Annotated in this window: 29 protein-coding genes; 20 read left to right on the top strand and 9 right to left on the bottom strand. The window is 68.7% G+C overall.

Translation table 11 applies throughout. The annotated features are described in order from the left end of the window. The 13 genes from AB0H36_RS31395 to recO form a co-directional block, all read left to right on the top strand. Window positions 1-187, top strand: a 187-nt coding sequence (locus tag AB0H36_RS31395; RefSeq protein WP_360531657.1) for a hypothetical protein, incomplete at its 5' end; no start/stop codon positions are given. Between the two features lie 117 nt (window positions 188-304). Next, window positions 305-1405, top strand: coding sequence for an ABC transporter permease (locus tag AB0H36_RS31390; RefSeq protein WP_360531654.1), 1101 nt, complete (start codon window positions 305-307; stop codon window positions 1403-1405). A 4-nt stretch (window positions 1406-1409) separates the two neighbouring features. Beyond that, window positions 1410-2312: an ABC transporter permease gene (locus AB0H36_RS31385; RefSeq protein WP_360531651.1), complete on the top strand. Its 903-nt coding sequence runs from the start codon at window positions 1410-1412 to the stop codon at window positions 2310-2312. 5 nt (window positions 2313-2317) lie between these two features. Continuing rightward, complete coding sequence (locus tag AB0H36_RS31380) at window positions 2318-3400, top strand: ABC transporter ATP-binding protein (protein ID WP_360531648.1); 1083 nt, start codon at window positions 2318-2320, stop codon at window positions 3398-3400. Continuing rightward, window positions 3397-4452: an ABC transporter ATP-binding protein gene (locus AB0H36_RS31375; protein WP_360531645.1), complete on the top strand. Its 1056-nt coding sequence runs from the start codon at window positions 3397-3399 to the stop codon at window positions 4450-4452. Before AB0H36_RS31380 ends, AB0H36_RS31375 begins: the two co-directional genes overlap by 4 nt. Further along, the gene (locus tag AB0H36_RS31370) at window positions 4452-4655 is read left to right on the top strand and encodes a hypothetical protein (RefSeq protein WP_360531642.1); all 204 of its coding nucleotides are present in this window, start codon (window positions 4452-4454) and stop codon (window positions 4653-4655) included. Before AB0H36_RS31375 ends, AB0H36_RS31370 begins: the two co-directional genes overlap by 1 nt. Before the next feature lie 72 nt (window positions 4656-4727). Next, window positions 4728-6587, top strand: a complete 1860-nt coding sequence (locus AB0H36_RS31365; RefSeq protein ID WP_360531639.1) for an ABC transporter substrate-binding protein — start codon at window positions 4728-4730, stop codon at window positions 6585-6587. Window positions 6588-6645: 58 nt separating this feature from the next. Beyond that, entirely contained in the window at window positions 6646-8103 is a 1458-nt protein-coding gene (locus tag AB0H36_RS31360; RefSeq protein WP_360531636.1) for a GNAT family N-acetyltransferase, read from the top strand. Beyond that, on the top strand, window positions 8100-8558 hold the full coding sequence (locus AB0H36_RS31355; RefSeq protein WP_360531633.1) for an NUDIX domain-containing protein: 459 nt from the start codon (window positions 8100-8102) through the stop codon (window positions 8556-8558). Before AB0H36_RS31360 ends, AB0H36_RS31355 begins: the two co-directional genes overlap by 4 nt. Before the next feature lie 65 nt (window positions 8559-8623). Beyond that, window positions 8624-8902 (top strand): SAV_915 family protein, encoded by a 279-nt coding sequence (locus AB0H36_RS31350; RefSeq protein WP_360531630.1) that lies wholly within the window; start codon window positions 8624-8626, stop codon window positions 8900-8902. Window positions 8903-8969: 67 nt separating this feature from the next. Further along, window positions 8970-9959, top strand: a complete 990-nt coding sequence (locus tag AB0H36_RS31345; RefSeq protein ID WP_360531627.1) for an aldo/keto reductase — start codon at window positions 8970-8972, stop codon at window positions 9957-9959. Continuing rightward, window positions 9956-10780 (top strand): SDR family oxidoreductase, encoded by an 825-nt coding sequence (locus AB0H36_RS31340; RefSeq protein ID WP_360531624.1) that lies wholly within the window; start codon window positions 9956-9958, stop codon window positions 10778-10780. The genes AB0H36_RS31345 and AB0H36_RS31340 overlap by 4 nt, the downstream gene beginning before the upstream one ends. A gap of 12 nt (window positions 10781-10792) precedes the next feature. Next, complete coding sequence (gene recO, locus AB0H36_RS31335; RefSeq protein WP_360531621.1) at window positions 10793-11533, top strand: DNA repair protein RecO; 741 nt, start codon at window positions 10793-10795, stop codon at window positions 11531-11533. 18 nt (window positions 11534-11551) lie between these two features. Here the strand turns inward: recO and AB0H36_RS31330 are convergent, their stop codons facing one another. After that, complete coding sequence (locus AB0H36_RS31330) at window positions 11552-12307, bottom strand: PIN domain-containing protein (protein WP_360531618.1); 756 nt, start codon at window positions 12305-12307, stop codon at window positions 11552-11554. Continuing rightward, entirely contained in the window at window positions 12304-12732 is a 429-nt protein-coding gene (locus AB0H36_RS31325; protein ID WP_360531615.1) for a hypothetical protein, read from the bottom strand. The genes AB0H36_RS31330 and AB0H36_RS31325 overlap by 4 nt, the downstream gene beginning before the upstream one ends. 499 nt (window positions 12733-13231) lie before the next feature. Here AB0H36_RS31325 and AB0H36_RS31320 point away from each other — a divergent pair, with 499 nt between their 5' ends. The 3 genes from AB0H36_RS31320 (at window position 13232) to AB0H36_RS31310 (ending at window position 15143) form a co-directional block, all read left to right on the top strand. Further along, window positions 13232-13414 carry a hypothetical protein gene (locus tag AB0H36_RS31320; RefSeq protein ID WP_360531612.1) on the top strand — a complete coding sequence of 61 codons (183 nt, stop codon included), beginning with the start codon at window positions 13232-13234 and terminating at the stop codon, window positions 13412-13414. Between the two features lie 377 nt (window positions 13415-13791). Then, window positions 13792-14436 carry a hypothetical protein gene (locus AB0H36_RS31315; protein ID WP_360531609.1) on the top strand — a complete coding sequence of 215 codons (645 nt, stop codon included), beginning with the start codon at window positions 13792-13794 and terminating at the stop codon, window positions 14434-14436. A 146-nt stretch (window positions 14437-14582) separates the two neighbouring features. Further along, a complete protein-coding gene (locus AB0H36_RS31310; RefSeq protein ID WP_360531606.1) occupies window positions 14583-15143 on the top strand; it encodes a hypothetical protein in 561 nt (186 codons plus the stop codon). 162 nt (window positions 15144-15305) lie between these two features. Here the strand turns inward: AB0H36_RS31310 and AB0H36_RS31305 are convergent, their stop codons facing one another. Beyond that, window positions 15306-16034, bottom strand: coding sequence for a PIN domain-containing protein (locus AB0H36_RS31305; RefSeq protein ID WP_360531603.1), 729 nt, complete (start codon window positions 16032-16034; stop codon window positions 15306-15308). 2 nt (window positions 16035-16036) lie between these two features. Further along, window positions 16037-16477, bottom strand: a complete 441-nt coding sequence (locus AB0H36_RS31300) for a hypothetical protein (protein ID WP_360531600.1) — start codon at window positions 16475-16477, stop codon at window positions 16037-16039. A gap of 174 nt (window positions 16478-16651) precedes the next feature. On the opposite strand from AB0H36_RS31300, the gene AB0H36_RS31295 reads away from it, so the two are divergent. The 3 genes from AB0H36_RS31295 (at window position 16652) to AB0H36_RS31285 (ending at window position 18549) form a co-directional block, all read left to right on the top strand. Next, window positions 16652-17428 carry an isoprenyl transferase gene (locus AB0H36_RS31295; RefSeq protein WP_360531597.1) on the top strand — a complete coding sequence of 259 codons (777 nt, stop codon included), beginning with the start codon at window positions 16652-16654 and terminating at the stop codon, window positions 17426-17428. Window positions 17429-17518: 90 nt separating this feature from the next. Next, the gene (locus tag AB0H36_RS31290; RefSeq protein WP_360531594.1) at window positions 17519-17674 is read left to right on the top strand and encodes a hypothetical protein; all 156 of its coding nucleotides are present in this window, start codon (window positions 17519-17521) and stop codon (window positions 17672-17674) included. After that, window positions 17674-18549, top strand: coding sequence for a hypothetical protein (locus tag AB0H36_RS31285; protein ID WP_360531591.1), 876 nt, complete (start codon window positions 17674-17676; stop codon window positions 18547-18549). Before AB0H36_RS31290 ends, AB0H36_RS31285 begins: the two co-directional genes overlap by 1 nt. Window positions 18550-18669: 120 nt before the next feature. Here AB0H36_RS31285 and AB0H36_RS31280 read toward each other — a convergent pair whose 3' ends face one another. Genes AB0H36_RS31280 through AB0H36_RS31265 form a run of 4 tightly spaced genes read right to left on the bottom strand, consistent with a single transcriptional unit; the run spans window position 18670 to window position 22283 of the window. After that, the gene (locus AB0H36_RS31280; RefSeq protein ID WP_360531588.1) at window positions 18670-19311 is read right to left on the bottom strand and encodes a response regulator transcription factor; all 642 of its coding nucleotides are present in this window, start codon (window positions 19309-19311) and stop codon (window positions 18670-18672) included. After that, window positions 19308-20513, bottom strand: coding sequence for a sensor histidine kinase (locus AB0H36_RS31275; RefSeq protein WP_360531585.1), 1206 nt, complete (start codon window positions 20511-20513; stop codon window positions 19308-19310). The genes AB0H36_RS31280 and AB0H36_RS31275 overlap by 4 nt, the downstream gene beginning before the upstream one ends. 58 nt (window positions 20514-20571) lie before the next feature. After that, the gene (locus tag AB0H36_RS31270) at window positions 20572-21408 is read right to left on the bottom strand and encodes an ABC transporter permease (RefSeq protein WP_360531582.1); all 837 of its coding nucleotides are present in this window, start codon (window positions 21406-21408) and stop codon (window positions 20572-20574) included. Continuing rightward, a complete protein-coding gene (locus AB0H36_RS31265) occupies window positions 21405-22283 on the bottom strand; it encodes an ABC transporter ATP-binding protein (protein ID WP_360531579.1) in 879 nt (292 codons plus the stop codon). Before AB0H36_RS31265 ends, AB0H36_RS31270 begins: the two co-directional genes overlap by 4 nt. A gap of 136 nt (window positions 22284-22419) precedes the next feature. Between AB0H36_RS31265 and AB0H36_RS31260 the strand changes: the two genes are divergently transcribed. Next, complete coding sequence (locus tag AB0H36_RS31260; protein WP_360531576.1) at window positions 22420-23514, top strand: S-(hydroxymethyl)mycothiol dehydrogenase; 1095 nt, start codon at window positions 22420-22422, stop codon at window positions 23512-23514. On the opposite strand, the gene AB0H36_RS31255 is transcribed toward AB0H36_RS31260, so the two are convergent. Next, the gene (locus tag AB0H36_RS31255) at window positions 23511-23999 is read right to left on the bottom strand and encodes a GNAT family N-acetyltransferase (RefSeq protein ID WP_360531573.1); all 489 of its coding nucleotides are present in this window, start codon (window positions 23997-23999) and stop codon (window positions 23511-23513) included. The two genes, AB0H36_RS31260 and AB0H36_RS31255, sit on opposite strands and share 4 nt — an antisense overlap. Window positions 24000-24041: the final 42 nt, after the last annotated feature.

Raw genomic sequence — 24041 nt, 5'->3', positions numbered from 1 at the left:
CGGCCTGGATCCGGCGCTGGATCTCCCGCCAGCCCTCGAGCGCGTCGGCGGCGTGGTCCTCCTCGGTACCGGCCTTGCGCGACTGACTCTAAGTCGCCCGACCCCCCGCGCATTGGGTGACGGGCGACTTTGGCGTGCGGTGACCGCCGGATTGCTCACTGTGGGCAACGTTGTCATGATCCGTTGACTCGGTGTCTGTGAATGCGCAGACTATCGTCACTGCGCGCAGCACCGTGTAAGGCATGGAACCTTAGTAAAGCGTGAAACCGGGGGCCTTTTCGTCGGTAGTCGCTGGAGGTGAGCTGTGGGCGGTGCGGTAGACACACCTGCGGAGAAGCCCGTCGAACGGGCGGCCCAGGAGGCCAGACCCTCGGCCCCGAAGCGATTCGTCCAGTCCTGGCTGGTCCGGCGGATCGCGAAGGCGGTGCTGACCGTCTTCATCGTCACGACCGGCACGTTCTTCCTGGTCCGGCTGCTCCCGGGCAACCCGGTCGACACCTACATCCAGACCACGATCGCGCAGACCGGCATGTCGTACCAGGACGCCGCCGCGCAGGCGCGCAACCTATTCTCGCTCGACCCCGACGAACCGCTGATCCAGCAGTACTTCACGTACATGGTCAACCTGCTGCACGGCGACTTCGGGAACTCGCTGCTGTCGCCGGGCACGACCGTTGCCGAGATCATCAAGAGCTACCTGCCCTGGACGCTGTTCTCGGTCGGCGTCGCCACGATCGTCAGCTTCGTCATCGGCATCGTGGCCGGGATGATCATGGCCTACCGCCGGGAGAGCTGGATCGACCACACGCTCAGCTCACTCGGGTCCCTGCTGCACGCGATCCCGAACTACATCCTCGCGATCCTGATCGTGGTGTTCCTCGGGGTGAAGCTGCAGGTGTTCAACCTGACCCAGGCGCGCGGCTCCTACACACCCGGCGTGGAGCCGTCGTTCAGCCTGAGCTTCCTGAACGACATCTTCTACCACGCGATGCTGCCGATCCTCGCCTACACACTGACCACGGTCGGGTCCTGGGCGCTGGTGATGAAGTCGTCGACCGTGGAGACGCTCGGCGAGGACTACGTGACCGTCGCCCGGGCGCGTGGCCTGACCGACTCCCGGATCCGGACCGGGTACGTCGGGCGCAACGCCGTACTGCCGTTGTTCAGCGCGCTCGCGGTGTCCCTCGGCTTCGTCGTCGGCGGCTCGATCTTCGTGGAGCGGATCTTCGGCTACCAGGGCATCGGGTACAGCCTCTACAACGCGGTCTCGGCCCGCGACTACCCCGTCCTGCAAGGGATCTTCCTGGTCGTCACGATCTCGGTCGTGGTCGCCAACCTGCTCGCCGACGTGCTCTACAGCCGGCTGGATCCGCGGGTCCGGGTCGGCTCGAAGGCGAAGGGGTGACGCCATGGCCGACGTCGTGACCGCCGGAGACGTCACCGCAATCGGTACGACGAGCGTCTCCCGCTTCAGCGGAATCCTTCGTTCGCTCCGGCGCAGTCCGGCCGGCTTCATCGGGTTCGCGATCGTGGCGTTCCTGGTGCTGGTCACCGCGATCGGGCCGTTCTTCACGCCGGAAGTGACGCCCAACGTGAAGGAGATCCTGCTGCCGTCGGGGTCGCCCGGGCACCTGCTCGGGACCGACAACGAGGGCAAGGACGTGCTGATCCAGATGATCGGCGGCGGCCGGACCGTCATCTTCGTCGGGTTCTTCGCCGCGGCGATCTCGACCGCCCTGGCGATCGTCCTCGGTTCGCTGGCCGCCTACCTCGGCGGCTGGGTCGACTCGGCCGTCGTGACCGCGGCCGACGTCGTCCTGACGATCCCGCAGATCGTCCTGCTCGCGGTCCTGGGGGCGATGTTCAGGCTCGACTCGCCGATCCTGCTCGCGCTGCTGGTCGGCGGGCTGTCCTGGCCGGTGCTGACCCGGGCGGTGCGGGCGCAGGTCCTGTCGCTGAAGGAACGCGAGTTCGTCGAGGCGGCCCGGCTGCTCGACCTCGGCACGGCCCGGGTGGTGTTCGTCGAGATCCTGCCGAACATGGCCAGCTTCATCCTGATGAACTTCATGATCGGCGTGACGAACGCGATCTACCAGCTGGTCGGCCTCTACCTGCTCGGCCTGGCCCCGCTGACCGGATCGAACTGGGGGATCATGCTCAACCGCGCGTGGATCGCGGGCGCCGTGTTCAACGACGCGAGCCTGGCCTGGATCCTCGCCCCCGTCGTCGCGATCGTCCTGCTGCTGCTCGGATTGGTGATGATGACGAGATCCCTCGAGGAAATCCTCAACCCGCGCCTCCGGGACGGGTGATCGCGATGACAACGACGCCATCGAGTCCGTCTCGCGCGGTGCGGGGCCAGGGCAAACCGTTGCTGTCCGTCCGCGACTTCAAGGTCGAGTACCGGACCGGCTCCGGCGGCACGGTGCAGGCCGTCCGCGGGATCGACCTCGATCTCTATCCGGGCGAGAGCCTTGCGCTCGTGGGGGAGAGCGGGTGCGGGAAGACCACGTTCGGTCTCGGTCTGCTGCGCCTGCTGCCTCGGCTGGGCCACGCCACCGGCAAGGTGATCCTCAACCGCGGCGACGGCACGGAGGTCGACGTACTCGGCCTGGACGGGCGCGACCTGCGGCAGTTCCGCTGGCGGGACGCGGCGATGGTCTTCCAGGGCGCGATGAATGCCTTCAACCCGGTGCTGAAGATTCGCGCGCACATGCACGACACGATGCGTGCGCACACCAAGGCGAGCCGGCAGGAGATCGAGGACCGGTCCGGCGAGCTGCTCCGGCTGGTACGGCTGGAACCGGCGCGGGTGATGGACTGTTACCCGCACGAGCTGTCCGGCGGGATGCGGCAGCGGGTGCTGATCGCGATGAGCCTGCTGCTCGAGCCCGAACTGCTGATTCTCGACGAGCCGACCACCGCGCTCGACATCCTCACCCAGCGATCGGTCGTCGACGTGTTGCACGAGGTGCGGGAGCGGCTCGGCTTCTCGATGATCTTCATCTCCCACGACCTGTCCCTGGCCGCTGAGCTCGCCGGCCGGGTCGCGACCATGTACGCCGGCCGGATCGTGGAGACCGGTGGCGTCCGCGACCTGTTCTACGGCCCGCGCCACCCGTACACGGTCGGGCTGATCAAGGCCGTCCCGCCGATCGTCGGCGACCTGCCGGACCTGGAGTCGATCCCGGGCGGACCGCCGAGCCTGGCCGCGTTGCCGTCCGGGTGCACGTTCAACCCGCGGTGCCGGTTCGCCACCGACGAATGCCGGAAGGACGACCCGCCGCTGTTCCCGGTGACCGACCGGCAAGGCGATGGCCATCAGGCGGCGTGCATCCACTGGAAGGACGTGCAACTGGACCGGATGGTGCGGTCCGAGGGCTTGGGGACGGCGTCATGAGCGCCACGGAAACCGTTGCGGAGGCCGCCGCCGAGAGCCGCACACCACTGATGCGGCTGGATCGCGTCAGTCAGGTGTTCGACACCAAGGCCGGGCCGATCCGCGCGGTCGACGACGTCGATCTGTCGATCAACCCCGGTGAGGTGCTCTGCCTGGTCGGCGAGAGCGGCTCCGGCAAGACCACCGCCGCCCGGGCGGCGGCCGGCCTGACCCGGCCGAGCGACGGCACGGTGGCCTTCGGCGGAACCGACATCTGGTCGATGAACCGCCGCGAGTTCGGCACCTTCCGGCGCAGCGTGCAGTACGTCCACCAGGATCCGTACGCATCCCTGAACCCGACCCGAACCGTCCAGCAGACGATCACCGCCCCGCTGCTCAAGCACGGTGTGGTCAAGGGCGCGAAGGCGGCCGCGGAGCGGGCGGCCGAGCTGCTGGCCAAGGTCGACCTGACCCCACCGGAGAACTACCTCTCGAAGTACCCGCACCAGTTGTCCGGTGGACAGCGCCAGCGGGTGTCCGTCGCCCGGGCGCTGACCCTGGACCCGAAGATCATCATCGCGGACGAGTCGACCTCGATGCTCGACGTGTCCATCAGGATCAGCGTGCTGGCCATGCTGGGCCGGCTGCGCGACGAGCTCGGCGTCGGGTTCCTGTTCATCACCCACGACCTGGCGATCGCGAAGTACTTCGGCTGGCACGGCAAGACCGCGGTGATGTACCTGGGCCGGATCGTCGAGCTCGGCCCGACGCCGAAGATCATCAACGCGCCGACGCATCCGTACACCCGGGCGCTGATCGACGCGATCCCCGAACCCGATCCCGACCTGACCAGGACCAAGGGCGCCGGCTCGCTGCGCAGCCTCGAGATCCCGAGTCTCGCGAACCTGCCGGCCGGATGTTCGTTCCATCCGCGCTGCCCTCGGTCGGAGGCCGGACTGTGCGACGGTGCGGTGCCCGACCTCGTCGAGATTCGTCCCGGGCAGTCTGCCGCGTGCCACGTGGTGGTCCGCGACGGCGTCGGCGCCGACCGCCCGGACGGAGCGGCCCGTTGATGCCACCCGGGGTCGGCCGCGCGGCGCTCGGCTGGGCGGCCTTCCTCGTCCTGGCCAGCGTGGTCCTGCTGATCACGCTGACGCCGGGGACGCCGGAGTTCGTCGTCACCTTGTTCACCTTGTGTTTGGGCCTGCTCCTGGGCCTGCTCGTGGTCGCCGGGCTGGTCTGGACCCGGCAGCGGGACAAACGCGAGGGCGGTTAGCAGTACGTCGTACGTCGTACCAGCAGTGCCTGACCACGCGGGCGTGCGGTCATCTTCAGGAAAGGACGAAGGATGAGTCCCACCGGCACCAACGATTCCGGCCCGAACTCCCCGGGCGCGAGCGCCCTGACCAACTCGATCTCCCGGCGGCACGTACTCCAGCTGTTCGGCATCGCCGGAGTCGGTGTTGCCGGCGTCGGGTCGCTGGCCGCGTGTTCGCCGAGTACGCCGAACAGCACCAGCGAGAGCGGGAGCTCCGGCAACAAGGAGTTCCACGGCGCGTACCCCTACCAGCTGCCGCCGAAGGGGCACTTCAACCTGGGAGCCGGTGTCCTCGACGGCGTCCAGCAGCTGAGTCCGTACCTCGACCTGATCTACCCGAGCGGCGCCATGTACTACTGGGCCGACAAGAAGTACGAGTACATGATGGCTGAGTCCAGCTCGCTGGACGAGGCCAACAAGACCTACACCATGAAGCTGCGGTCCGGCCTGACCTGGAGCGACGGCGCGCCGGTGACCGCCAAGGACGTCGTGTCGACGTTCAACCTGCACTGGCTGATGCGTCAGCAGTCGTGGACGTTCCTGTCCGACGTCAAGGATCAGGACGACACGACCGTCGTGTTCACCATCGGCACACCGTCCACGGTGCTCGAGCGCTACATCCTCCGGGCGCCGATCCTGCCGGCATCGGTCTACGGCGAGTGGTCGACCAAGGCCGAGACGCTGCGCAAGGCCAAGGCGAGCCTGGACGCCGGCGACGGCAAGAAGCTGAACGGCGACTTCCAGAAGTTCCGCCCGGAGAACCCGGTCGTGTCCGGGCCGTTCAACTACGACCCGAAGAGCATGACCACCGCGCAGATGACGCTGGTCAAGAACGACAAGGGCCTGTTCGCCGACAAGATCGGCTTCAGCAAGGTCGTGCTGTACAACGGTGAGACGTCGGACATCACGCCGGTCGTGATGAACAAGGACGTCGACTACGCGACGCACGGCTTCGCGGTGGCGAGCGAGAAGTCCTTCCAGTCCAACGGGTTCCGGGTCCTCCGTCCGCCGGTGTACTCCGGGCCGGCCCTGTACTTCAACTACACCACTCACCCCGAGCTGGCCGACGTCCGGGTCCGGCAGGCGATCGCGTACGTGCTGGACCGCAACGAGAACGGCACGGTCGCGCTCGGCGACTCGGGCAAGGCCTGCAAGTTCATGGCCGGCTTCTCCGACATCACCGTCCCGGACTGGGTCTCCGACGCCGACCAGAAGAAGCTGAACAGCTACGACAAGGACCTCGACAAGGCCAAGCAGTTGCTGCAGCAGGCCGGCTGGGTGCAGTCCGGTGGTAAGTGGATGCTGCCGTCCGGCAAGCCGGCGGCGTACGACATCAAGTTCCCGACCGAGTTCGCGGACTGGAACCCGGCGGCGACCAACGCGGCCGACCAGCTGAACAAGTTCGGGTTCAACATCACCAAGCGCGGCGTCACCTTCACCCAGCAGGAGCCGGACGTGCTGGCCGGCAAGTTCGACATCGCCATCCAGGCGTGGGGCGCGTCGAGCCATCCGCACCCGTACTTCTCCTACGTCCAGGACCTCTACCGGTTCAACTACGTGCTGGCGGCGAACCAGGGCGGGAAGGGGATGAACTTCCCGCTGAAGCAGACCACCTCGGCCGGTCCGATCGACCTGCAGTCCGTGGTGGACAAGTCGGCCCAGGGCCTGAACCTCGACGAGCAGAAGAAGAACATCACTGCCGCGGCGCTGGCGTTCAACGAGCTGCTGCCGATCATCCCACTGTGGGAGCGCTACGGGAACAACCCGGCGCTGGAGGGCGCGCGGGTCGCCAAGTTCCCGGCGGACGACGATCCGATCCTGAAGAACGCGCCGTACGCCGACAACTTCGTGATCATGGGCCTGTACCAGGGCAAGATCACCCCGGCCTGACACTCGTCCGGACGGAATTCGGTGGTGCGTGAACCGTTGAGCTGGTTGGCTCGGCCGGGTGATCAGCGTTCGCGAGATCGACCCGGCCGACCTGGCCCTGTTCGACGAGTGGTACGACGCGCTGCGGGCCGGCGTGGTCGCGGGCCGCGAGGCCGCGATCGTCGTCGGCCGGGAGGCGCTCGGGTTCTCGCTGCGGAACCCGGGACCGCTGAAGCGGCGGCTCGCGGTCGGCGCGTTCGAGGACGACCGGGTGCTCGGCGCGATGCTGTTCGAGTACCGGCTCACCGACAACCTGGACACCGTCGAGGTAGAGATCGACGTACCGCCACAGCATCGGCGCCGCGGCATCGGCACGGCGCTGTGGCAGTGGGCGGTCACACGGTCGGCGCAGCTCGGGCGGACCATCTTCCAGACCGAGATCGGTGTCCCCTCGGAGCCGTGGCCGGGCGCGGCGTTCGCGGCTCGACTGGGCTTCTCCGTCGAGCATGTGGAGGACCACTTCGTCGTACCCCTGCCGTACGACGAGGTGCGGCTCGACGAGTTGCGTCGTACGGCGGGGGTGCTGGAGGGGTATCGCCTGACCTCGTGGGCCGGTGGGTGCCCGCCGGAGCACCAGCAGGCGTACGCCGATCTGCACACCGCGATGGATCACGACGTGCCCACCGGCGGGATGACGCGCGAGGTGGTGCCGTGGACGGTGGAGAAGCTGCAGGCGAGTGAGCAGCGGATCGACCGGAACTACCTGGCGCTCGTCACGATGGCGCACACGCTGTCGGGAGCGCCGGCCGGCTACACGTTGATGTATCTGCCACGCGCGGACGCCTCGCATGCGCAGCAGGACGACACGCTGGTACTGCGGGAGCACCGCGGGCACAACCTGGGCATGCACCTGAAGCTCGCGAACCTGGATCAGCTGGCGAAGCACCGGACGAAGCAGCGCTACCTGCACACCTGGACGGCGCAGTCGAATGTCGCCATGCAGATTGTCAACAATCGGTTCGGGTTCCAGGTGGTCGAGGAGCATCGGGAGCTCGAGCTGACCTATCCGCGGCTCCGTCCCGCCGCCCGCGCGGTCGTCCTGGACCCGGCCGACCGGGTGCTGCTGGTCCGGTTCGAGTTCGACAGCGGACCGCTGTGGGCGACGCCGGGCGGCGGTCTGGAGGCGGGGGAGTCGCTGCGGGACGGCCTGCATCGCGAGCTGCAGGAGGAGATCGGCCTCGACGCGCCGGCCGACCCACCGCACCTGTGGCATCAGGAAGTAGTTGCCGAGGGCCACGCGACGGGCTACGACGGCGTCATCAACGACATCTTCCTGGTCCGCACCGACCCGTTCGCCGTCGGCGGCACCATGACCACCGAAGAGCTGCAAGCCGAAAACGTCCATGGCCACCGCTGGTGGACCCTCTCCGAGCTCCAGTCCCACAAGGGCCGCTTCGCCCCCCGCAACCTCCCCGCCCTGATCGAAGACCTCCTACGCTCCGGCCCGCCCACCACCCCAACCCCCCTCGGCCTATGAACCTCCGCCACGGCGCCCGCGCCCTCATCCTGGATCCCACTGACCGGCTGCTACTTCTCCACGTCGTCCTCCCAGACCGCTCCTTCTGGCTCGCGCCCGGCGGCGGCATCGAAGCCGGTGAGACCGCCGAGGAATGCCTCGCCCGCGAGCTCCGCGAGGAGCTGGGGTTGTTGACCGTGGACATCGGGGAGCACGTCTGGCGGCAGGAGGCGGTCGGTGCGTACGCCGCCGGGCACGACGGGGTGCGTAGCGACTACTACCTCGTGCCGACCGCGCACTTCACGCCGGAACCGAACCCTGAGTGGGAGCGGGAGCTTGTCGCCGAGTGCCGGTGGTGGACTGTCGACGAACTGCTGGCGGCTGATGTCGTCTTCGCACCTCGTGAGTTGCCCGAGCTGATCCGCGCCTTGCTGGGCGACGGAGTGCCTGCTCGCCCGGTTCGTGTGGGGTTGTGAGAAGCGTGTGCGAAGTGTGTGAGGAAGCGGCGGTGAGGGGAGGACCGCGGCCTAGCGTCGGTGGTGTGAGACCTCGACATTGTGCTGACTGGTTCGTCCCGGTTCGATCCACCGACGGCATCGCCGTACTGCAGGCCGGGCGGCTGCCTGACGGTCCTCGGGTCGGCATCGCGTTCACCACCCTCGCCCTGCTCCGTGCCGCGACCGGGCCGCGGCAGGAGTTCGTCCGCCTCTCCGAGGAGGCGCTGCGCGACCTGCTGGCGCCGCGCGGGATCACCAGGATCCAGCTCGACCCGGTGCTCGTCGGTCCCGACGTACGGTCCGAGGCGGCGCTGGTCCGCTGACGTCACTCCCCGTGACCGCCGGAGGGGTCTTGCCCACAGCAACGGCCGACGACGGTAGGTTCGGAGCATGCGTGAATCGAAGCTCGGTGACCTGCACGTCTCCTGCCTCGGCCTCGGCTGCATGGGGATGTCCCAGTCCTACGGCGTGACGACGGACGAGACCGAGTCCATCGCCACCCTGCACGCCGCCATCGACGCCGGCTGCACCTTCATCGACACCGCCGACGTGTACGGCGACGGCGCCAACGAGGAGCTGGTCGGCCGCGCGCTGGCCGGCCGCCGCGACCAGGTGGTCCTCGCCACCAAGTTCGGCTTCAAGAAGCCCACCAGCCCGAACGACCCGCCCACGGTGGTCGACGGCAGCCCGGCGTACGCACGGCAGGCGCTGGACGCCTCGCTGCGGCGGCTCGGCGTGGACCACGTCGACCTGTGGTACCTGCACCGCAAGGATCCGCAGATCCCGATCGAGGAGACCGTCGGCGCGATGGCCGAGCTGGTCCAGGCGGGCAAGGTGCGCTACCTCGGGCTGTCCGAGGTGAACGGCGACACGGTCCGGGCCGCGCACGCCGTCCACCCGATCAGCGCCGTCCAGAGCGAGTGGTCGCTGTGGACGCGGGACCCGGAGACCGTCGTACTGCCGACGCTGCGGGAGCTGGGCGTCGGGTTCGTCCCGTTCAGCCCGCTCGGCCGCGGGTTCCTGACCGGGCAGCTCAAGTCGCCGGACGATTTCGAGCCCGACGACATGCGGCGCGGCCTGCCGCGGTTCAGCGGGGAGAACTTCCAGCGCAACCTCGATCTGGTCGAGAAGGTCCGCGAGCTGGCCGCCGCGAAGGGCGTCACGGCCGGTCAGCTGGCGCTGGCCTGGCTGCTTGCTCAGGGCAATGACATTGCGCCGATTCCGGGCACCAAGCGGCGAAAGTACCTGGCCGAGAACCTCGGCGCTGTGGACGTCCAGCTGACCGCGGAGGAGCTGGCGGCGCTGGATGAGGCCTTCCCGCCGGACGCGGTGTCCGGTCAGCGGTACACCCAGGGCGGGATGGACCTGGTGGGCAAGTGATCGGCGTCACCGGCTCCACCGGTCAGCTCGGGTCCCGGATCGCGCGCCTGCTGGCGGATTCCGGCGTACCGCAGCGGCTGATCGTGCGCGACCCGGGCCGGGCTCCCGCACTGCCCGGGGCCGAGGTGGCGCAGGCGGCGTACGGCGAGCAGGCGTTCGCCGACGCGCTGGACGGGGTCGACACGTTGATGTTGCTGAGTGCAACGGAATCCGCGGACCGGGTTGCGTTGCACAAGGCAACGGTCGATGCCGCGCTGGCGGCCGGTGTACGGCGGATCGTCTACACGTCGTTCCTGGGCGCGTCGCCGGGCGCGACGTTCACCTTCGCCCGGGACCACTGGCACACCGAGGAGCACATCCGGTCGTCGGGTGTCGACTTCACGTTCCTCCGCGACAATCTGTACCTCGACTTCGTGACCGGGTTCGTCGGTGCGGAGGGCGTGATCCGTGGGCCAGCGGGCGACGGTCGGGTGGCGGCGGTCAGCCGGGACGACGTGGCAGCGGTGGCGGCCCGGGTGCTGGTGGACCCCGGGCACACCGGGATGACGTACGACCTGACCGGCCCGGCCGCGTTCACGCTGGCCGAGGCGGCCGCCGTACTGTCGTCCGCCTGGGGCCGAAGGGTCCGCTACGAGGCGGAGACGCTGGACGAGGCCTACCGGTCCCGGGAGGGGTACGGCGCTCCCGCGTGGGAGGTGGCCGGCTGGGTCACGTCATACGCGGCCATCGCGAGCGGCGAGCTGAGCGAGGTCTCGTCGGCCGTCGAGGACATCACCGGCCGGCCGCCGACCAGCCTCGAGGAGTATGTCGCCCGCGGGTGAGAGACTGAACGCGTGCCGCTCTACCGTGATGAGGCGATCGTGCTGCGCACCCAGAAGCTGGGTGAGGCGGACCGGATCGCCACGCTGCTGACTCGCGGTCGCGGCAAGATCCGCGCCGTCGCGAAGGGCGTCCGCCGTACGTCGTCCCGCTTCGGCGCTCGCCTCGAGCCGTTCAGCCACGTCGACCTGCAACTCGCCACCGGCCGCACCCTCGACGTGGTCACGCAGGCCGTGTCGATCGCGGCGTACGGCGAGGGGATCGTCAACGACTACGCGCGGTACACGACCGGCACGGTCCTGCTGGAGACCGCGGACCGCCTCGTCGTCGAGGAGAAGGAACCCGCCACCCAGCAGCACCTGCTTCTGGCCGGCGCCCTCCGCGTCCTGTCCACCGGCGAACGCGAACCCGCCCTGGTCCTCGACTCCTTCCTCCTCCGCTCGCTGGCCATCAACGGCTACGCTCCCTCCTTCGCCGACTGCGCCCGCTGCGGCGAACCGGGTCCGCATCGAGCCTTCAACCCCGCCGCCGGCGGCATGGTCTGCACCGCCTGCCGCCCGCCGGCCTCGGCGATGCCGTCCGCCGGCACCGTCGCGCACCTGGCCGCCCTGCTAACCGGCGACTGGCCCACCGCGCTGCAAGCCGACCCCAGGACCCGTCGCGAAGCCACGGGCCTGATCGCCGCCTTCTTCACCTACCACCAGGACCATCAACTGCGCTCTTTGCCCCACCTGGACTTGAGCACGGGGTCCTAGCGCTTCAGACCTCCTGCTTCAGACCTCTTGCTCGGAGCTCTTGGCGCGTTCCTGGGATTGCTGGGTGCCCTTGCGGGCTTCGGGGGTAGTGGTCGGGGCCTGTGCCGTGGGCGACGACAGACCCGAGAAGGCCTTCGATGCGGCGGAGCCTCGCTGGTTGGCGGTCAGCACCTCGGCGGTGCCCTGCTGGTCGGGCGGGACGACGGCGTTCAGGTTCTGGGCGAACGAGCGGAGTTCCGGCTGGGTCGCCATCTTGTCGATCAGCTGGGACATGGTCCTCGGGTCCCGCTTGTTGCGATTGACCATGTCCTGCAGCGCCGACTGGACCCGCTGCGGGTCCTCCTCGAGCTTGCGGTTCAGGAACTGCGACAGCTTCTCGACGCGCATCGCGTGCGGGCCGGACGACGGCGGGTGGAAGTCCTTCACGTTGTCGGTGACCAGGACGGCCGACTCGCTGTGGACGGCGCCCGCGAGCACGTGCTTGTCCTTCGGGTCGGCCTGCATCTGCGGCTCGAGGCCTTCATGTCCGCTGGTCATCGCCCGCGGGAAGACCTTGTTCATCGTGGCGATGCGCTTGTCGATCTTCTCCTCGGACACCCCGGGCGGCCGGTTGCGGCGCATCTCGTCGAGGACGTGCTGCGACCAGCGCGGCTCGAAGGTGTCCCGGTGCGCCAGCGACATCAGGATGTCGTTGGTCAGCTGACCACGGATCACGTTCGCGTCGAGGAACGCGCGCTCCGGTCGCAACGGAGTGCTGGGCGCCGACTCGGTCATGACTGCCGCCCGTCATCGTCGGCCGCATCCCACGGCTCCTCGTCCAGCATCTCCTGCAACGCCGCGCTCCGCTCGTCCCGGCGCTTGGCGTCCCACGCGATCACGTCGGCCAGGCGCACCCAGTCGACGTACTCCGAGGACCGGAAGGGAACGGCGCCCTCGGCAACGTACGCGCGGAGGTCGTCCCGGGCCATCCCGATCGCGTCGGCCGCCTCGTCGATCGGCAACTCCGGCCGCAGCGGCGTGACCTTCACCGCCTGCCCCGCCCGCATCGCCTCGATCACGTGCCGAACCGCGCTGAACACCTGCGCCGGAATCTCCTCCCGCACCCCATCCGGCCCCACCACAGCCGGCCCACCCGGCACCACCCGACTCTCATCCGATTCCAGCAGATAGATCCGCGAGTCAGTACTAGGCCCGGACATGCCCAGAGTGTAATTCACCACCCGTCCACCCACCTGTGGATAACCCCACCTCCCGGAACCGAACGTATGAAACAGTTACACCCTCAGTAGCCCCACCCCGCGCCCCGGAGGCCCCCGCATGCCCAGGCGACTAGCCACCGCAGCCCTCATAACCACAGTCGCCACCCTCCCCGCCTGCACCCCCGACAACCCCAAACCCCCACCCTTCACGCCATCAGCTCCCTCGACGAGTACGACGGGTTCGCCGTCGGCTACGCCGCAGCAAGCAGCCGCGGCCGCGGCTGAAGCGGCCTATCGTCGATACCTTGCAGTCAAGGACGCCACGGCTGTCAGCGGAGGACACGCTGTCGGCGATCTACCGACAGTGGCGACGGGAGTGATACTCGGTGCCGAGCTCAATCAGGCAGCTACCTTCCGCGGTCGGAAATGGCACGCCGTCGGGCAGACGAAGGTGCTGTGGACGAAGCCTCTCAAGATCGGCCCGGTAGGAACCAACGGCGTGATCACGGCGATCACGGTTCAGGCTTGCTACGACTCCTCGGGGATCACCGCAGTCGACGCCACAGGCAAGAGCGTCAAGAAGCCCGGTACGCCGACTCGCTGGCTCGACGAGATGCAGATGCACCTCGTCAAAGGTGCATGGAAGGCGTACTACGGCATGAACAAGGCGGCCACGTGCTGAGCCGCGCCACAGCGGCCGCCCTCGTCGTCACCCTGTTACTGATCACGTCGATCTCACCTGTCCGAGCGAACCCACCTGGCGCCACGCCAACAGTTGGGCCACCTGTCTGTCGGGTCGACCACATTTCGGGCGGGTGCGACGTGTCTGTTGGGAAGGACGGGCAATCGCAGCCAACGCGCGAGGGTCGTGGCGAACAACCCACGAACACTGGCGTGAGCGGCTGCGTTTTCAAAGGCCAACCCATTCCGTGTCGGACGGAGAATGGGTTTTGGGATGGGGCGTCGGGTTGTTACTTGACGCAGACGCCGACCTTGGTGTCGCTTGTGCATTCGGCTAGTGACTACCCGCCGGGGACGAAGTTCTATCGGTGTTGGGTCGTGCTGGGGGTGGTGGAGGGGCGGCCGCAGGGCATCGAGCGGTTTGAGCCGGTGATTCGGCCGCCGGGGGACGTGGTGGTGGCCGATCCGCGGGTGGTGGCTCGGCGGGTGGTGGAGAGTATGGCGTTCCGAGCGCCGCAGCTGGGGTTGTCGCCGTACGTGCAGAGCGCGACCGGTGATGGCGTCGTGAACGTGCCGATCTGGATGTGGGTAGCGGATCCGGGCGAGAACACCACCGGCCCACTCACCAAGCAGGCGACCCTCGACGGCGTCACGATCGTGGCGACCGGGACGGTGGACCGGATCGAGTGGACGATGGGCGCCGGCGACAAGGTGACCTGCAAGGGCGGAGGTACGCCGTTCACCCGCGCCTACGCCGAAGGCAAGTCCCTGAAGGAGATCCCACCGTCCCCCACCTGCGGCCACAAGTACCGCAAGACCTCCCGCTGCGAGAACACCGGCAAGTTCCAAGTGACCGCAACCGCCTACTGGAACGTCCACTGGACCGGCGGCGGCATGCAAGGCAACATCCCCCTCAACTTCAGCCGCTCCATTCCCCTCGGCGTCACCGACCTTCGCCCCGTACTGGTGGCCCCAGAGGGCGGAACTGCGACAGCTCAAACAACCCCAAGGCCGTGCCAGTAATCGGCGAGCAGACCGAGCGTGGATGCACCGTGCTTCCTGACCCGCAGCCGTCGGTCCATGCATGTCCCGGGAGGTCGTCGGCATCCTCGGCGGGCCGGCGCTGTGGTCGTCTCATGCTCCGGCGGCTAGCCGCATCAGGACTAGTAGTGGCGGTCGCCATCGCTCTTTCCGCCTGCACCACCGACAGGGACGACCCGCCGCCTGCCGCGGTCCCGGCGGCGAAGTCGGCCCCAACACCGCGCGCGTCGGTCAGCTCGATCCCACGGTCGCCGGCGGCGGCGCGCGCTGAGGCGGTGTCGGGAGCCTCCGAGGCTTATCGGCATTTCATCGCCGCCACTGACACCGCGTACGCCAGCGGTGGCGTGAACGTTGGCGGGCTGAAGAAGTACGCGACTGGGGTGATGCTCAAGGCGGAGTTGAACCAGGCTGAGATCTTCCGAGGCAGGAAGTGGCACAGTATCGGCCGCCAGCGGGTGGTTTGGGTCAAGCCGCTGACTGTCGGGACGCCGGACGCCAACGGTCAGATCAACGAGGTGACCGTACAAGCGTGTGTTGACGCCGCCACGGCCACCGCCGTCGACGCGAGCGGGAAGAGTGTGAAGCTTCCCGGGACCCCCACCGAAGCCATCGACGAGATGCGCATGCGCCGCGTTCAAGGTGCTTGGAAGGCGGAGTACCCGCAGAGCAGAAAGGCCGGCACCTGCTGATTTTTCCAGGTGCGTGCGGTCTCAGTCGTCTGCATCGTCGCCTCCTGGAGCAGCCGATCTCCCGCTGGACAACTGTCCGCACCACGTAGCGGCCCGCACCACCTAGCGCGAGGGGTGCTGCGGCGAGGGGCGAGAGGGCGGGCCGGCGCGCGGATCAGCCGGTTAGAGGTTCCGTTCGGTTGGCGGGGTGTCACGGTGAGGGGGCCTGCGCGGGGGCGGAGGGGTGCGGGGTGGCTCGATGGGGGTGGTCAAGGGTGGGATGCCGTCTAGTGCGACGGTGTGGGCAGTCTTCGGTGGGCGGCCGAGGGTGGGGTGGGTGCCTCGGTGGTCTGGTGGGAGGACTGAATTCAGCTGTTGCGCGAAACCTCGGAGGTCATTCCGGGAGGCGAGTTTGTCGATCAGGGTGGACAACGTGTTCGGCTCGCGGTCGGTGCGGGTGATCATCTCGTGCAGCGCCTTGACCACCAGCCGGGGGTTTTGGTTCAGGAGGCTGTTCAGGAAGGGCGATGTCTTCTCGACCGGCATTGCGTGCGGTCCGGTGGCCGGCGGACTGAAGTCCTTGACGTTCTCGGTCACCAGGATGGTCGACTTCGAGTGCACCGCGGCCGCCAAGACATGCTTGTCCTTAGCATCAGCAAGCATGTCGGGCTCGAGGTGCTCGTACGCCTCGACCATGGACCGCGGGAACGCGAGGTTCATCTGGTTCAACCGACGGGCGATGGCCTGCTCCGACAACCGCGCGGGCCGATTCCGCCTGACTTCGTCCAGCACCTCGGCGGACCAGCGCGGCTGAAACACACCATGGTCTGCGAGCGTCAGCAGGACGTCCGTCTGCAGATACCCGCGCAGGACGTTGGCGTCCAGGAACGCCCGTCGCAACGGCTCCGGCACCCCTACCTGTCCTGACCCGATTCAGGTGAGTCATCCTCATCGTCGTACGCGGATTCGTTGAGCATTGCGTCGAGGGCCTGTCGGCGTTGCTGACGCAGTTGCGCGTCGAAGGCGAGTACGTCGGTCAGTCGCACCCAGTCGACGTACTCGCTTGAACGGAAGGGGATCGCGCCGTCGGCGGCGTAGGACCGCAGCTCGTCGCTCGCCATGTCGATCGCGGCGGCGGCCTCGTCGATCGGGAGCTCATGGCGGAGTGCGGTGACCTTCACGGCGAAACCCTGGCGCATCGATGCCTCGACGAACCGCATCGCGGCGAACACCCCAACCGGAATCTCGTGCCTGGTCCCGTCCGGGCCGATCAGCGCCGGGCCACCTGGGACGAGCTGCCGGTCGTCGTCCCCGGCCAGCAGAAAGATCTCGGACTGACTAGGTAGTACGTCCATGTCCATGAGCTTATGGCTCCTCTCGCCGGCGACGGTCGGTGTCAGAGTTTCATACCTGGGGTGGTCGGTGGGGTGGGTTATCCACAGGCGTTGGGGGTGGGAGAGGATGCGGTTATGTCGCCTATTGGTCGTCGTCGGGGTCGGGGGTTGGAGTCGCGGGGTGGGGAGAAGGTGGTGGTGGCGCCGGAGCCGCATCCGTCGGGGGCCCGGCCGCCGGTGATTCCGGCGGAGCTGGTGCCGCGGCACGTGGCGATCGTGATGGACGGGAACGGGCGGTGGGCCAAGCAGCGCGGGCTGCCGCGGACCGAGGGGCACAAGGCAGGCGAGGCGTCGCTGCTGGACGTGATCAAGGGCGGGATCGAGGTCGGGGTGAAGTACATCTCGGCGTACGCGTTCTCGACCGAGAACTGGGCCCGCTCGCCCGAGGAGGTGCGCTTCCTGATGGGGTTCAACCGGGAGGTGATCCACCGCCGGCGCGACGAGCTGGACGCGATGGGCGTGCGGGTGGTCTGGTCCGGGCGGCGGCCGCGGCTGTGGAAGAGCGTGATCGACGAGCTCGAGTACGCCCAGGAGCGGACCAAGCACAACGACACGATCACGCTGCAGTTCTGCGTGAACTACGGCGGCCGCGCGGAGATCGCGGACGCGATGCGGTCGATCGCGCGCGATGTTGCCGACGGCAAGCTCAAGCCGGACCGGATCACCGAGCAGACGGTCGCCCGGCACCTGTACGCGCCGGACATCCCCGAGGTGGACCTGTTCGTCCGCTCGTCGGGTGAGCAACGTACGTCGAACTTCCTGGTCTGGCAGCTCGCGTACGCCGAGATGGTCTTCCTGGACACGCTCTGGCCGGACTTCGACCGCCGCGACCTGTGGCGTGCGATCGAGCTCTACGCCCAGCGCGATCGCCGGTACGGCGGCGCCGTACCGAACCCGGTCGCCCCGGCCTGACCGCCGTACCAAATCCCCAGCGGTGGAACGGCGGTGGACTGGGGTGCGTCTAGGCTCGTTGGACGACTGACCGAGGACAAGGAGTACGACGTGCCGGACCAGCCGACGGATGAGACGCCGCAGCAGGCGGTGGAGCGGGAACTGCGGGCCGCCCAGGAGGAGGTCCGCCAGGTCGGCGACGTCCTGCGCGCCGCCCTCGCCGAGGACGACCGCCTGGCCGCCGAGGCTGACGAGGCAGGACGCTGATGGCCGACGAGGCCGAGGTCGCTTTCCGGACCGAGCAGATCGCGACCGCGGTGACCAGGGCGCGTTCGACGATGGCGGCGGTGGCCGATGCGATGGGCCCGACTGGGTTCGTTCGGGTGTTGGAGCGCCGGCTGGAGGACGTCGAGTCCCTGCGTACCGGCGCCGGTTGGGTCCGAGAGAACGAGGCCGACGCCCGGCTGATCAACGCCGACCCGCGGAGCGAAGATGTCCAGCGCTACCAAGCGGACGAAAGCGTGCGCGGCGCGTTCCGGGGTGTTCAGAACACAGCCGGCGTGCTGGTGGACCGGCTCAACGGCGCACGGCGAGAGCTCCACGAACTGGGGGAGGAACTCGCGGAGAGTGCGGAGACGCTTGACCGCGGGCTCGACCACCTCGACAAGCTCGAGGAGTTGCCGGGTCGACAGACCCCGGAGACCGGGCTGTTGCGAGTCCGGCTGGAGAACCTCCGAGGCGCCGTCGGCGTCGCGACTGAGAGCTTCGAGCGGGCAACGGCTCGGCTCGAGTCGGCTCGCAGCGCGGCTTCGGCGCTCGAGACCTCCGTGCTGCAGGTGGATGGCAGCGGGCAGCACTCGGTGCTGATCGACAGGACGAGTTCCCAGCTCGAGACGGATATCAGCGTGGCCCGTGAGGGGATGACCAGCCTGAGTGGGCAGCTGCACACCGTCGGGCACAGCGCACACGAGGCAGCTCAGCAGAGCATCGAGCTGGCCGACAAAGGCGCGGAGCTGGCACGAACGTTCCAGGTCGGGCTGAACCCGCAGCCGGCCGAACCGCGCCAGAGCTCCGGCATGGGCGAGCAGGACCGTAAGCACATGCCGACCGCCCCGTCGCCCGACAAGAGCCTCAGACTGTAGCGCGCGCAACCTGCAGCCCAGCGCAAAGCCGCAGCTCAGCGCGACCTGTAGCCCAGCGCAACCTGCAGCCCAGCGCGACCTGCAGCCCAGCGCGACCTGCAGCCCAGCGCGACCTGTGGCTCAGCGGCCGGGGGAGGGGAGCAGGCCTCGTTCGATGGCGACGGTTACGGCTCGGGTGCGGTCGTCGACATCGAGCTTGGTGAAGAGGCGCTGCAGGTGCGTCTTGACAGTGGCCTCGCCGATGAAGAGCTCACGCCCGATCTCGGCGTTGCTCAACCCACGAGCGACCGCCGCCAGCACCTCGAGCTCCCGCGGCGACGGCTGCGCGCTGGCCGGCGCGGCCGGCGTACGCAGCCGAGACATCAACCGCGCAGCAACCGGCGGCGCGAGGACAGTCTCGCCACGCGCCGCGGCGCGGATCCCGTCGAGCAGATCCGCATGCGGCGTGTCCTTGAGCAGGTAGCCCGCGGCACCGGCCTCGACCGCGTGCAGGATGTCGGTGTCCGTGTCGTACGTCGTAAGAACGAGCACCCGAGTCGACGGATACCCGGACACAATCGCCCCGGTCGCCGCCACCCCGTCCATCCGCGGCATCCGCAGATCCATCAGTACGACGTCCGGCTTGGTCGACTCCACCAGCGCCAGGGCCTCCGCGCCGTCGCCGGCCTCGCCGACCACCGAGATGTCCTCGGTCACGGCGAGCATCCCGGCCAGGCCCGACCGCACCACCGGATGGTCGTCAACCACCACTACCCGAATCACACGTCCTCCGCTGGGATCAACACCTGCACCCGGGTGCCCTGACCCGGCGCGCTCTCCACCTGTACCGAACCACCCGACTCCTCGACCCGCCCGCGCATCGCCGCCAGCCCGTACCCGGCGTCGGCCGTGGACGGCGTGAACCCGGTGCCGTCGTCGCGGATCTCGATCCACACACCGTCGTCCGAGATGCCCAGCGTGATCAGCACCTGCGTCGCGGCCGCATGCTTGCGCACGTTCGCCAACGCCTCCTGAGCCGATCGCAGCAGCACAACCTGCTGCGCCTGCGGCAGCGCGGCGACCTCCTCGTCCGGCAAGTCGAGCGACACCTGGACGTCGACGCCGGTCTCGGCCGCGAACCGCTCCGCCTGCCGCCGCAGCACCTCGGTCAACGTGGCCTCGGACAACGCAACGGGGGTGAACGCTGCAACCAACGCCCGCGCTTCGGCGAGATTCTCCCGCGCAGTGTCCTCGATCGCCGCCAGTCGGGCCGCGGCCCCGTCGGTCCCGCCGCGCTGCAGCTCGACCGCGGCCGCCTGGGAGAGCATCACGATGCTGGTCATGCCTTGCGCGAGGGTGTCGTGGATCTCGCGCGCCATCCGCTCCCGCTCGGCCATCACGCCGGCGCTGTGGTGCGCCTCGGCGAGCTCGTCGCGCGTCGACTGGAGCTCCCGGATCAGCTCGGCCCGCTGCTCGCTCTGGGTGATCACCCGCTCGATCCAGATCCCGAACAGCAGGCTCACGACCAGGCTGACCGCCATCCACGGCAGGACCGACCAGAACGCGTCCCAGCCCCAGCCGGCGTTCCACAGCTGCGCGGAGCCGACCCCGAGCACGAGCAGCACGCTGAAGGCCGCACCTTCGCGCACCCGCTCGCAGAGCAGCCACATCTGCCCCGACACGATGAACAGCAGGAACACCGACTGCGGGTACAACGCGACCAGCACCATCAGGCACCCGAGCATCACGAGCCGATACCCGTACGACGGAAGCCGCCGGCGCGACGTGATCGCGGGCACCGCGATGAACTGGTACGCCGCCGCGAGCACGACGATCGTAGCCGTGTAGACAATCCGACGACCCGTGCTGAGGTCGGTCGCGAAGGAGACCGCGAACGTCACCGCGAGCAGCACCCAGAACACGATGTGCCAGCCGATCAGCGTCCGCATCCAGATCGGCTCGTCCACCACCCGGTTCTGCTCCACGATGTCTATCTTCCTCTCATCTGATTGTCGGCAATCAACCCGCTGTGATCGTCGACAATCAACCCGCGTCCCGGCGGGTCCAGCGGAACACTCGCTGAGCGACGACCAGACCGACGACCAGCCACGCCGACAGGACCAGCGCGCCGAGACCGAGCTGCCACGAGCCGCCCGGCTCGTTCGCCTCGAAGCCGTCCGGCAGGAACACCGACCGCATCCCCTGCGCGAGCCACTTCAGCGGGAAGATCTCCGCGACCGACCGCATCCACGCCGGCAGGCTGCTGTAGACGAAGTACACGCCGGAGATGAACTGCAGCAGCAGGACGACCGGCGTCACGACCGCCGACGCGGCCTTGCCCGACTTCGGCACGACGGAGAACGCGATCCCGAGCACCGACCCGGACGCCGTACCGAGGACGAAGATCCAGAGGAAGTGCAGCCACTTCACCGGCTCGGTCGGAATGTCGACACCGAGCAGCAGGCCGGCGATCACGAGCAGCAGGCCGAACTGCAGGATCGAGGTGACCAGGACCAGCCCGATCTTGCCGATGAAGTACGACTGCGGCGACATCGGTGTGCCGCGAAGGCGCTTCAGCAGGTCCTCGTCGCGCTCCATCGCGATCGTGATGGACAGCGACTGGAAGCTGGTCAGGAAGATGCCGGAGGCAATCATCCCGGGCGTGAAGTAGGTGGCGGCGTCGACCCCGCCGGAGAAGTCGGTGCCGCTGAACACGGCGGAGAAGATGCCGAGGAAGATGATCGGGAAGAAGAAGGTGAAGATCAGCTGCTCGCGTTCGCGGAAGAACTGCTTCACCTCCAGCCCGGTCCGGGACAGCCCGACCTTCATCGGCGACGGCAACGGCCTGCTCACCGTGCGACTCCGTTCGACGACGCTCACTGCACTGCTCCTTCCAGCACCGGAGCGGCCGCGACCGCTCCGATCAGGTCCAGGTAGATGTCTTCAAGGCTCGGCCGCCGTACCTCCAGCTCGGGCACCTCGCCGCCGTACTCCGCCAGCAGCCGGGCGACCTCGGCGGTCGGCTGGTCGGTGCGGACCTCGCGCATCCCGTCCGCGGACAGCCAGGAGACCCGCGCGGTCCGGGCGCCGCGCCCGCCGAGGGTCTCCGGCGTCGCGACCTCGACCATCCGGCCGTCGGCGATCACGCCGACCCGGTCGGCCAGGTGCTCGGCCTCGTCCAGGTAGTGGGTGGTCAGCAGGATCGTGGTGCCCGCGGTCCGCAGGTTCTCGATCAGGGTCCAGAACTGCCGGCGTGCTTCGGGATCGAAACCGGTAGTCGGCTCGTCCAGGAACAGCAGCTCGGGGTTGCCGATCACGCCGAGTGCGACGTCGAGGCGGCGGCGCTGGCCGCCGGACAGCTTCCGGGTCCGCGTACGGCGCTTCTCCTCGAGACCGACCGCGGCAATCACCTCGTCGGGGTCCCGGGGGTCCGGGTAGTAGCCGGCGTAGTGGTTCACGAGCTCGGCGACGGACAGTTCGGCCTCGTCGCGAGACGTCTGGGTGACGATCCCGAGCCGCGCCCGCCAGTCCCGGTCAGCGCGCGCCGGGTCGGCGCCGAGCACGCTGACCTCGCCGGCGTCGGCGTGGCGATACCCCTCCAGGATCTCCACGGTCGTCGTCTTGCCGGCGCCGTTCGGGCCGAGCAGCGCGAACACCTCACCGCGGTGGATGTCCAGGTCCACCCCGTCCACCGCCACCTTGTCCGGGTACCGCTTCACCAGCCCCCGCACCCTCACAGCCGTATCTGTCTCCATGCCTCCAACCCTCCCGTGCAGGGGGCCGCCCGCGGGAGCACCACCCGGATGACGCTCTGTCCCCCGACCGGTGGACAAGCTGCGCCACGCCCGGGAGGGCTGACGGGGTGGGGTGGTTGCGGCTAGCGTCGGGGCCATGGCTCAGACGGTGCGTGGTGTGGTGGCGGCGGGTAAGGGTCAACCGGTCTCGATCGAGGAGATCACGATCCCGGATCCCGGACCGGGCGAGGCCGTGGTGAAGGTGCAGGCGTGCGGCGTGTGCCATACCGACCTGCACTACCGCGAGGGCGGCATCAACGACGACTTCCCGTTCCTGCTCGGCCACGAGGCGGCAGGCATCGTGGAGTCGGTCGGCGCCGGCGTGACCGACGTGCAGCCGGGCGACTTCGTCGTACTGAACTGGCGGGCGGTCTGCGGCAACTGCCGCGCCTGCCTGCGCGGCCGCCCGTGGTACTGCTTCAGCACGTACAACGCCGAGCAGAAGATGACCCTTGCCGACGGCACCGAACTCTCACCGGCGCTCGGCATCGGCGCGTTCGCCGAGAAGACCCTGGTCGCGGCCGGCCAGTGCACCAAGGTCGACCCGGCCGCCAAGCCGGAGGTGGCCGGCCTGCTCGGCTGCGGCGTGATGGCCGGCCTCGGCGCCGCCATCAACACCGGCAACGTCGGCCGCGGTGACTCGGTCGCCGTGATCGGCTGTGGCGGCGTCGGTACGGCGGCCGTCGTCGGCGCCCGCCTGGCCGGCGCGGCGAAGGTCATCGCGGTCGACATCGACGAGCGCAAGCTCAAGGTCGCCCAGGAGCTCGGCGCCACCCACACCGTCAACTCCAAGGACCTGGACCACGACGGCGTGGTCACGCAGGTCCAGGAGCTGACCGGTGGCTTCGGCGCGGACGTGGTGATCGACGCGGTCGGCCGCCCGGAGACGTGGAAGCAGGCCTTCTACGCCCGGGACCTGGCCGGCACCGTCGTCCTGGTCGGCGTGCCGACGCCCGAGATGACCCTGGAGATGCCGCTGCTCGACTTCTTCGGCCGGGGCGGTTCGCTCAAGTCCAGCTGGTACGGCGACTGCCTGCCGACCCGCGACTTCCCGCTGCTGATCGACCTGCACCTGCAGGGCCGGCTGCCGCTGGACCGTTTCGTCTCGGAGACGATCGCGCTGGACGAGGTCGAGGCCGCGTTCACCAAGATGCACCACGGCGACGTCCTGCGCTCGGTGGTCCTGTTCTAGAAGGAGATCCACACGTCCGGCGGCGTGCTCGGATCACCCGGGACCGGCCGCTTCTCCTCCGACCACGCCTCCCCGGACACCGCCGCCGCGACCCGTCGCCAGAAGTGCACCGCCGTCGCGTTGCTCTCCTGGAACGCCACCTCCCACGGCCCGGGATGGTGTGCGACGACTTCCTGTACGGCGCGCAGCCCAACCCCATGCCGTCGCATCGGCCGCACGATGAAGAACGCGTTGAGCACCCGCACCGGCTGCGTCAACGCCCGGACGAAGGCGAACCCCACCGGATTCTCGCCCGCGTGGAACAGGTACCCGGCCCAGTTCGGATCGCCGTCCAGCACCGACTCGAGCCACTCACTCCGGTAGCTCCCATCGGGGCGCGGCAGCTGCCCCTGGAACTCGGACAGGTCGTGCCGGAACATCAGCCACAACCGCTCCAGCGCAACCTGATCGCCGTAGCCGGCGCGCCGTACGACAAGGTCAGACATCGGACTCCTCACACTCAACCTGCATCAGAACGCACGAAAGCC

Origin of the sequence: Kribbella sp. NPDC050820 (assembly GCF_040653975.1) — a bacterium.
Taxonomy (GTDB): Bacteria; Actinomycetota; Actinomycetes; order Propionibacteriales; family Kribbellaceae; genus Kribbella.
The sequence above is the reverse complement of the archived record's forward strand: the minus strand, read 5'-3'. Positions and strand labels throughout refer to the sequence as shown.

What these genes read in the sequence shown, in the direction of transcription:
- AB0H36_RS31385 (WP_360531651.1), top strand. Translation starts at nt 1,410, where the DNA reads ATGGCCGACGTCGTGACCGCCGGAGACGTCACCGCAATCGGTACGACG.
- AB0H36_RS31380 (WP_360531648.1), top strand. Translation starts at nt 2,318, where the DNA reads ATGACAACGACGCCATCGAGTCCGTCTCGCGCGGTGCGGGGCCAGGGC.
- AB0H36_RS31375 (WP_360531645.1), top strand. Translation starts at nt 3,397, where the DNA reads ATGAGCGCCACGGAAACCGTTGCGGAGGCCGCCGCCGAGAGCCGCACA.
- AB0H36_RS31370 (WP_360531642.1), top strand. Translation starts at nt 4,452, where the DNA reads ATGCCACCCGGGGTCGGCCGCGCGGCGCTCGGCTGGGCGGCCTTCCTC.
- AB0H36_RS31365 (WP_360531639.1), top strand. Translation starts at nt 4,728, where the DNA reads ATGAGTCCCACCGGCACCAACGATTCCGGCCCGAACTCCCCGGGCGCG.
- AB0H36_RS31355 (WP_360531633.1), top strand. Translation starts at nt 8,100, where the DNA reads ATGAACCTCCGCCACGGCGCCCGCGCCCTCATCCTGGATCCCACTGAC.
- AB0H36_RS31345 (WP_360531627.1), top strand. Translation starts at nt 8,970, where the DNA reads ATGCGTGAATCGAAGCTCGGTGACCTGCACGTCTCCTGCCTCGGCCTC.
- AB0H36_RS31330 (WP_360531618.1), bottom strand. Translation starts at nt 12,307, where the DNA reads ATGACCGAGTCGGCGCCCAGCACTCCGTTGCGACCGGAGCGCGCGTTC.
- AB0H36_RS31325 (WP_360531615.1), bottom strand. Translation starts at nt 12,732, where the DNA reads ATGTCCGGGCCTAGTACTGACTCGCGGATCTATCTGCTGGAATCGGAT.
- AB0H36_RS31300 (WP_360531600.1), bottom strand. Translation starts at nt 16,477, where the DNA reads ATGGACGTACTACCTAGTCAGTCCGAGATCTTTCTGCTGGCCGGGGAC.
- AB0H36_RS31285 (WP_360531591.1), top strand. Translation starts at nt 17,674, where the DNA reads ATGGCCGACGAGGCCGAGGTCGCTTTCCGGACCGAGCAGATCGCGACC.
- AB0H36_RS31265 (WP_360531579.1), bottom strand. Translation starts at nt 22,283, where the DNA reads ATGGAGACAGATACGGCTGTGAGGGTGCGGGGGCTGGTGAAGCGGTAC.
- AB0H36_RS31260 (WP_360531576.1), top strand. Translation starts at nt 22,420, where the DNA reads ATGGCTCAGACGGTGCGTGGTGTGGTGGCGGCGGGTAAGGGTCAACCG.
- AB0H36_RS31255 (WP_360531573.1), bottom strand. Translation starts at nt 23,999, where the DNA reads ATGTCTGACCTTGTCGTACGGCGCGCCGGCTACGGCGATCAGGTTGCG.